The sequence below is a fragment of the Mesorhizobium sp. M0276 genome (assembly GCF_040321755.1).
Classification (GTDB): Bacteria; Pseudomonadota; Alphaproteobacteria; order Rhizobiales; family Rhizobiaceae; genus Mesorhizobium.
Genome location: NZ_JAMYSC010000114.1, coordinates 1 through 8,300, shown reverse-complemented (window position 1 = coordinate 8,300; position 8,300 = coordinate 1). Strand labels below are relative to the sequence as shown.

General features: G+C 63.7%; 6 protein-coding genes and 1 pseudogene. 3 read left to right on the top strand and 4 right to left on the bottom strand.

Going from position 1 to position 8,300, the window contains the following annotated elements; genetic code table 11:
* The 3 genes and pseudogenes from NKJ01_RS35585 to NKJ01_RS35575 all read right to left on the bottom strand — a co-directional run.
* Positions 1-130: pseudogene (locus NKJ01_RS35585) on the bottom strand (anion transporter); the annotation flags it as partial.
* A 111-nt stretch (positions 131-241) separates the two neighbouring features.
* Complete coding sequence (locus NKJ01_RS35580; RefSeq protein ID WP_352735218.1) at positions 242-1,636, bottom strand: sensor histidine kinase; 1,395 nt, start codon at positions 1,634-1,636, stop codon at positions 242-244.
* On the bottom strand, positions 1,633-2,298 hold the full coding sequence (locus tag NKJ01_RS35575) for a response regulator (RefSeq protein ID WP_352735216.1): 666 nt from the start codon (positions 2,296-2,298) through the stop codon (positions 1,633-1,635). The genes NKJ01_RS35580 and NKJ01_RS35575 overlap by 4 nt, the downstream gene beginning before the upstream one ends.
* A 144-nt stretch (positions 2,299-2,442) precedes the next feature.
* Here NKJ01_RS35575 and NKJ01_RS35570 point away from each other — a divergent pair, with 144 nt between their 5' ends.
* The 3 genes from NKJ01_RS35570 (at position 2,443) to NKJ01_RS35560 (ending at position 7,424) form a co-directional block, all read left to right on the top strand.
* Entirely contained in the window at positions 2,443-2,955 is a 513-nt protein-coding gene (locus NKJ01_RS35570) for a hypothetical protein (protein ID WP_352735214.1), read from the top strand.
* A gap of 189 nt (positions 2,956-3,144) precedes the next feature.
* Entirely contained in the window at positions 3,145-4,311 is a 1,167-nt protein-coding gene (locus NKJ01_RS35565; RefSeq protein ID WP_352735212.1) for an efflux RND transporter periplasmic adaptor subunit, read from the top strand.
* Positions 4,308-7,424 carry an efflux RND transporter permease subunit gene (locus tag NKJ01_RS35560; RefSeq protein ID WP_352735210.1) on the top strand — a complete coding sequence of 1,039 codons (3,117 nt, stop codon included), beginning with the start codon at positions 4,308-4,310 and terminating at the stop codon, positions 7,422-7,424. Before NKJ01_RS35565 ends, NKJ01_RS35560 begins: the two co-directional genes overlap by 4 nt.
* 178 nt (positions 7,425-7,602) lie before the next feature.
* Here NKJ01_RS35560 and NKJ01_RS35555 read toward each other — a convergent pair.
* A partial coding sequence (locus NKJ01_RS35555) for an SLC13 family permease (protein ID WP_352735208.1) occupies positions 7,603-8,300 on the bottom strand: 698 nt, incomplete at its 5' end.

Here is an 8,300-nt window from a genome sequence, read left to right as displayed (position 1 = left end):
CGATCATCGCGGCCCCGCCGAGCAACGCGATCCCCGCACGGTCGAGACGCAGGCCGGGGATACGGCCAATGGCAACACCGGCGTAGGTGAGAACCAGGATCAGCAGTGCCGCGGCGCTCATCGATGTCATTCGTAAAAGTCCCTGTTCGAATTCCTTTTCCCCAGATCGGGTTCCCCCGTTCGGGTATTTCACACCTTGGCGCGGCGCCGGCAAAAAGCGCCGAAAGCTGGCTCTCAATAATCAGAGTGCCTGCGGCAAAATCACCCGCGCCCGCAGCCCGCCGCTATTTGCCCGCGACAATTCAAGACTGCCGCCATAAAGCTCCACGAGTTCAGCGGCGATCGGCAGGCCGAAGCCATAGCCTGATGTCGCCTCGTCGATGCGCCGCCCCGGCCGCATCACCTCCGGCATCGCCGCCGTGTCGAGACCAGTGCCATCGTCATCGATGTCGAGCGTGACGTGGCCGGCATCGGCCCTTGCCGTGACGGTGACCCTTGAGCGCGCCCATTTGCAGGCATTGTCGAGCAGGTTGCCGAGGATTTCGTCGAAATCCTGCGTTTCGGCGGCAACCGCAACATCGGTCGCAGCATCGACATGAAAGCTGAGCCCGCGCTCTCGGTGCACGTTGGCTATCATGCCGGTGAGATCGGCCAACCTTTCCGCAACATTGGTGCTGGCGCGTGCCGGGCCGGACAGAACTGCCGTGCGTGCGCGTGAAAGGTGGTGGCGGATCAGCCGGTCCATCAGGTCGAGTTGGGAGCGCATCATGCCGTCGGCGGGTTTGGTCGACTGGCGCTCGAGTGCGAGACCAAGCGCTGCCAGCGGCGTCTTCAATCCATGCGCAAGGTTGGCGACATGGCGCCTGGCGCGCGCCAGGCCTTCGGCATTGTCGGCGAGCAGGCTGTTGACTTCCTCGACCAGCGGCAGGATTTCGCTCGGCTGGTCGGTGGAAATCGACGTGCGTCTGCCGGCGCGGATATCGGCAAGGCCATCGCGCAGAGCGGCCAGCGGTCGCAGGCCGAGACGCACCTGCGCCAGCATGGCACCGAACAACAACAGGCCCAGCGCCATCAACGCCAGCGCCAGCGGCACCAGGGCTTCGCGCAGCGGCCCATAGATAGCGCGGTAAGGCGCCGCCGCAGCCACGGTTACAGTTTGGTTGTCGAAAGGCGCGGCAAGGATGCGCCAGTGCAGGGCCTGGCCGTCCGGTCCCGGCCCGTCCGCGGGCGCGGGCCGGCCGAACGTATCGAGCGACCCGAGCAATTTCGACAATCCTGGGAAATTGTGGAAGCGGCTACCATGAACCGGCGGCAGCGGCAGGGCGCCCAGGCCGGCCAGCGAGGCCGACACCAGTTCGCCGTCCGATCCTGTGACCTGCCATGCCCAGCCAGATCCCGGGCGATCGAAGGGCGGCCCGTTGAGCATTGGCGTCACGGTCATCTTCCCATCGCCGTCGTGCTGCAGTGCCGCCGCTATGGCGAAGACCTGGCCGTCGAGCCGCTGGTCGATCTGGCCGATGACGAAGCGCTGCAGGATCAGCGCAATGGCGATGCCGGCCAGAAGCAGTGCGACGATGATAGCGGCAGCCGCTGCAAGCCGCAGCCTGCCGGCGAGCGAACGCGGGATGAACCTCATGTTTCGCCCGCCGTCAGCCGATAGCCGAGGCCACGTACGGTTTCGATGTGTCGGTGGCCGATCTTGCGGCGCAGCCTGGCAACGATCACCTCGAGCGAATTGGAATCGATATCGGAATCTCCTTCATAGACGCGCTCCAGAAGGTCGGCGCGCGTCACCACCACTTCCTTGCGCAGCATCAGGCTGGACAGCACGCGCCATTCCAGCGCTGTCAGCTTCAGCGGCAGGCCATCGAACTCGAAAGTGCCGAGTTGCGCGTTGAAGGCGAGCGGGCCGCAGGTAACTTTTGTCTGGGCATGACCGGAAGCGCGCCGCACCAGCGCGCGCAGCCGCATGATCAGTTCCTCAGTCCGGAACGGTTTTGTCAGATAGTCGTCGGCGCCGGCCTTGAAACCCTCGACCTTTTCCGACCATCCATCGCGCGCCGTCAGGATAAGCACTGGCAGGTTGCGCCCCGCTGCCCGCCATGCCTTGAGCACGGCCTTGCCCTCGATCTTCGGCAGGCCGAGATCGAGAACGGCGACATCATAGGCGCCGGTGTCGCCGAGATGCTGGCCGTCCTCGCCATTGCGGGCGATGTCGACGACGAAGTTTTCGCCGCGCAGCGCTTCTGCCAACTGGCCGGCGATCGACACGTCGTCCTCGACGAGCAGCACCTTCATTGAATCGGCTTCCTTACGCCTGCCTCAGAATCGGGTCCTACGCCCGTCGGCTTAACTGAAGCTGAACGACCTGGTTCAGGCTGGATTCGCGGAACCTGCGGTAAAACTCTCCCATCCAAACACAGCCAAGGAAAGACGAATGTCATGACCGAAACACCTAGCAGCTCAAATCCGGCCGAGCCCGGCAAGCCAGCCGATAGCCGTCGCGCTCGTCGACCCTATCTGACCGGCATCTTCGCCGTCGGCCTGGTTGCGCTGGGTGTTATTGCCGGCGCCGGCGCCATGGCGGTGGACGCGCCCCGCGACACCACCATGCTCATCCAGCCCATACCCATTTCGTCGCTCGCGCCCTACAGCGTCGTTGCCGTCAAGGGCAAGGTCGTCGAAATCTTCGGCGACAAGTTCGTCATCGACGACGGCAGCGGCCGTGCGCTGGTCGAGACCGGTCGGCGCGGCGAGGGTGGCAAGCTCGTCACCGCCGGCGAGGCGCTGACCGTACAGGGCCATTTCGACGATGGCTTCATCCACGGCGACATCATCGTCCATGCCGACGGCCGTGCCGAAAGCCTGAAGCCACCACGGCCAGGTCCGCGCGGCCTGCTCGATCGCCTGCATGGCCGTGACGTCGATATCGTCGCGCCGGGCGTACCCGGCTGAGCCTGGCATCACGGCCGGTAAGCCAGCGGCCGTCTGCCCGAAATGAATGGAGGTCACGGTGCTCATCCAGCCCAGTTTCCGGAACGTGCTTGCGCGCGAGAGGGGCATCCAATGATAAAGTGGGGGATACGGACTAAGCTCGTGGCTTGGGCCGGCTTTGCCTGCCTGTTGGCAGCCGCAGGGGCCGCCATGCATGGGTCGACCGCCCAGGACATCGTTCAGCCAAGGGCTTCGTCGACGACCGCCGGTCAGGCTTCGAGCGGGCCAACAGCCATTCACGTCAGCGTCGTTTCGGCGACCGTGGGCACTGTCGAAAAGGTCATCGCAGGTATCGGTACGGTCGCGCCGCTGCAAACCGTGACAGTTCGAACGCAGATCGACGGAGAAATCCTGAGCATGCCTTTTACCGAAGGCGATGTCGTCCACCAGGGCGACATGCTCGTGCAGATCGACCCCCGACAGTTGCAGGTGGCGCTGGCGGTGGCGGAGGCCAAGGAGACGCAGGACATGTCGCAACTCGACAATGCGCGCAACGACCTTGCCCGCTATTCGGCGCTTGCCAAGAAAGATATTGTCGCCGCCGAGACGCTGGATCAGAAGGCGGCGGCGGTCGAGCAATTGAACGCCGCTGTTAAATCCGACGAAGCGGCGGCGAGCAGCGCCCTTACGCAACTCGGCTATGCCACGATCAGGGCACCCATCACGGGACGGACCGGCTTCCGGTCCGTCGATATCGGCAGCATCGTCAGCACTGCTTCCTCGACAGGCATCGTAACGATTACCCAATTCGACCCGATCGGCGTCGTGTTCGTCGCGCCCGGGGACCGCTTCGGCGAAATCCGGCAAGCGATGAAGGACAACGTCGCTACGGTGGAGGCGCTATCTACGGACACGCGAACGGTTCTCGCCCGCGGCAAGCTGACGTTGATGGACAACAATGTCGATTCCGCCAACGGCTCGATAAAATTGCGCGCCACTTTCGACAATCAGGACGGAAAACTCTGGCCCGGTCTGCCCGTCGCAACCCGGCTGACCACGGCGGAGCTGCATGGTGTTGTCGTTCCCGACGAAGTGCTTTCGCGCGGCGTCGGCGGACTTTATGCCTATGTTGTGGGCGCTGATGGCAAGACCAGCCGGCGTCTGGTCGAATCCGGCGTCGAGACCGACGGCATGGCGCTTGTGACCAGGGGTATTGCGGCGGGCGACAAGATTGTCTCTGACGGACGCGATCAGGTTGGCGATGGGACGGCGGTGGCCGTTTCCGCAAATCCGGATCTGGCCAATCCGGGTGGCGTACAGCAACCCGCCAACGCCATCGGTGGTGGCACCCCTGTTGCGACGACAGCCGCGCCATGAGCGCGGGGCCCTCCGACCGCTTCGTTCGCCATCCGGTCGCCACGACGCTCGGCATGGCCGGGATCCTGCTGATCGGCCTCTTCGCTTATCCGAGGCTTCCGGTCTCGGCGCTGCCAGAGATTGCGTTCCCAACGATCCAGGTCTCGGCAAATCTCCCAGGAGGCGCTCCGGAGACTATGGCCTCGTCGGTGGCGCAGCCTTTGGAGACGCAGCTCTCCAAGATCAGCGGCGTCACCGAGATGACCTCGTCGAGTTCGCTGGGCACGACCCAGATCACCGTTCAGTTCGACCTCGATCGCGATATCGATGCGGCGGCCAGCGATGTCCAGACGGCGATCAGCGCGGCAAGCGGACAATTGCCAAAGGATCTGCCTTCGCCGCCTTCGTTCCATAAGGTCAATCCGGCCGACGCGCCCGTTCTCCAACTGTCTGCCACCTCCGATACCTTGTCCTTGATAGACGTCGATGAGTTCATCGAAACCCGGGTCGCCCAGCGCATCAGCCAGATCAGCGGCGTCGCCCAGGTCAATATCGGTGGCCGGCAGAAGCCGGCGATCCGTATTTCCGTCGATCCGGGACGCTTGGGGGCAGCGGGCGTAACGCTCGAGGATGTGCGCACCGCCATTGAGGGCCTGAGCGTCAGCGGTCCGAAGGGCAATCTCGATGAAGGCAAGCGAACCTTCCCGATCTACAACAACGACCAGATCACCGATGCAGCCGGTTGGAGCGACGCTGTCGTTGCCTATCGCAACGGCGGCCCGGTCAGGATCCGCGACATTGGCCAGGCCGTCGATGGTCCCGAAGATGCCAAGATGGCGCATTGGACGAACGGCAAACGCGGCATCGCCGTCGATGTCTTCCGCCAGCCCGGCGCCAATGTCATCCAGGTGGTGGAACGCATCAAGGCTGGACTGCCTGAACTCCAGGCAGGATTGCCGCCCTCGATCAAGCTGGCGCTGGTGACGGACCGCACGACCACGATCCGGGCCGCGGTGTCTGATGTCCAGTTCACGCTGTTGATCACCATCCTGCTGGTGGTCATGGTGATATTCATCTTTCTGCGCAATGTGCGGGCGACGCTTATCCCGGCTGCGACGCTGCCGCTGGCGCTGCTGGGTGCGCTGGCGCCGATGTGGCTGTTCGGCTTCAGCCTCGACAATCTGTCGCTGATGGCGCTAGTCGTCGCTGTCGGTTTTGTCGTCGACGACGCCATCGTCATGCTGGAAAACATCAGCCGGCACATCGAGGCGGGCGAGAGCCCAATCCAGGCAGCGCTCAAGGGGTCGAAAGAAGTCGGCTTCACCATCGTGTCGATCAGCCTATCGCTCGTCGCCGTGCTTATTCCGGTTCTGGCGATGGGCGGCATCGTTGGCAGGCTCTTTCGCGAGTTCGCCCTGACGCTCACCATCGCGATTGGCATCTCGACAATCGTCTCGCTGACAATGACGCCGATGATGGCGTCAAGGCTGCTCAAGCCAGCCGGGGCCGTCCGCCACGGGCGCCTTTACAAGTGGAGCGAGCGCGCCTTCGAGGCGCTGCGGGGCCCCTATGGACGAGGTCTCGATGTCGTGCTTCGCCATCGCTGGGCGACGCTGACGGTCTTCTTCGCGACGCTGGCCGCAACCGCCTATCTGTTCATCATCATCCCCAAGGGCTTCTTTCCGGAGCAGGACACGGGCTTTATCGGCGGCCTGTCGCAAGCCGCGCCCGATGTGTCCTACGCGGAGATGGCCAGATTGCAGGAACAGGTCAGCGCGGTCGTGATGAAGGATCCTGCCGTCTACAGCGTTTTCATGGACATAGGCGGTGGCAATGGCGGTAACGCGCTCAGCCAGGGTCATGTCAACATCACGCTGAAGCCAAGGAGCCAGCGCGATGTCTCGGCGCAGCAGGTCATCGCCCGCCTCGGGCCGGAGGTCGCCAAACTGCAGGGTATTCGCCTGTTCATGCAGGCGGCTCAGGATATCAACATCGGCGCACGCCCGGCCAAGACGCAGTACCAGTACACGCTTGAGGACAACGATATCGAAGAACTGAACGTCTGGGCGCCAAAGGTGCTGGCGGCCTTCAAGGGCTTGCCCGAGCTTGCCGATGTCGGCAGTGACCAGCAACAGCAGGCGCCGACCCTGACACTGACCGTGGACCGCGCAGCGGCCTCCCTGTTCGGCGTGTTGCCGCAGACTATCGACGAAACGCTCTACGACGCCTTTGGCCAGCGGCAGGTCGGGCAGTACACGACGCAGACCGACACGTTCCATGTCGTTCTCGAGGTGCTGCCAAACCTGCAGCAGGACGTCGAGACCCTGGAGCGCCTCTCCGTCAAATCGCAGTCGGGAACCCTGGTGCCGCTGGCCAATGTCGCGCACTGGACGACGCGCGGCGTGGCGCCTGTCTCCATCAACCATCAAGGCCAGTTTCCGGCGGTGACGATGTCGTTCAATCTTGCGACTGGTGCATCTCTCGGCACTGCCACGACCGCGGTGCGAAACGCCATGGCCGCGCTGAAGCCGCCGGCTTCGTTGGAGGGAAGCTTTGCGGGCAGCGCCAAGGCATTCGAGGAGTCCCTCTCGACCGTACCGCTGCTGATCGGCGCCTCGCTGGTCGTCGTCTACCTCATCCTCGGCGTTCTCTACGAAAGCTTCATCCACCCGATCACGATCCTGTCGACATTGCCCTCGGCAGCGCTTGGCGCTCTCGCCACGTTGATGGTGGCCGGCTTCGATTTCGGGCTGGTGGCGATGATCGGCGTCATCCTGCTGATCGGCATCGTCAAGAAAAACGGCATCATGCTGGTCGACTTCGCCATCAAGGCGGAGGCCGAACAAGGGCTATCGGGGGAAGACGCCATCCGGCAGGCGGCGTTGCTCAGATTTCGGCCAATCCTGATGACCACGATGGCGGCGATCCTCGGCGGCGTTCCGTTGATGCTCGGACATGGGGCCGGGTCGGAACTGCGCCAGCCGCTAGGCTATGCCATCGTCGGCGGCCTTGTCGTCAGCCAGGTGTTGACGCTTTTCACGACGCCGGTGATCTATCTGCTGCTGGACAAGATGACCAGGCGATCCGTTAGGGGCCCCCTTGCCAAGGACGGATGGATACGGCGTGAGAGCTAGTCCCTAGGATAGCCCTGCCAGCCTTGCGGGGCATATACCTCCGTTTGCTTTTTGGGCATACGATGGCGGCTCGGATTGCCGGCCAACCTCGTCGGCTGTTGCGCTCGAAAGGCGACGCCCACGTCGAGGCGGAAATTCCGGTATGGAAAGCCTAATTGTGCATCGGGAAAGGGGTGCCTTAACGCAGTGCAAGCCATGCCGTTCCAGCCAGAAGCGTGACCAGCGTCAATGGCAAGCCGATCTTGAAGAAGGCGCCGAACGACAGCGGCGTGCCAGCGGCCCGTGCCTGTTCGGCGACAATCAAATTGGCGACCGAACCAAGCAGCGTGAAATTGCCGGCCAGCGTCGAGCCCATGGCGACGACCAGCCAGGCGCGCTCGGGGTTTTCGAGGCCGGGTATGAAGGGCCGCAGCGCCAGCACGGCCGGGACATTGCTCATGATGTTGGAGAGCACCGCGGTGAAGCCGGACAGGCGCCAGACATCGTCCAGACCGAGGTTCTTCGCCGAGGCAATCATATCCGAGGTAAGAAGCGTCTTTTCGGCGCCGGCGACGACAATGAACAGGCCGGCGAACATGAACAGCAGCGGACCGTCGATCTCGCGGTAGATGCGTTCCGGCTTGATGGCGCGGGTGAGCAAGAGGATCGCGCCGCCGATGAGCGCTGCCTTGGCGACGGGCACGCCGGCGAAGAAGGCAATTGCCAGTCCGATGCAGACCACCACCGCCTTCAGCACCTGCCCCTTATGCATGCGGCCGCGCGCGACCTCGGGCGTCAGTTGCACCGTGCGGGCGAATTCGGCCCGGTAGACGACGCGGATGATGACGACCACGGCGACGAGGCCGAACAACGCGACCGGAGCGAGTGCTGCCGAAA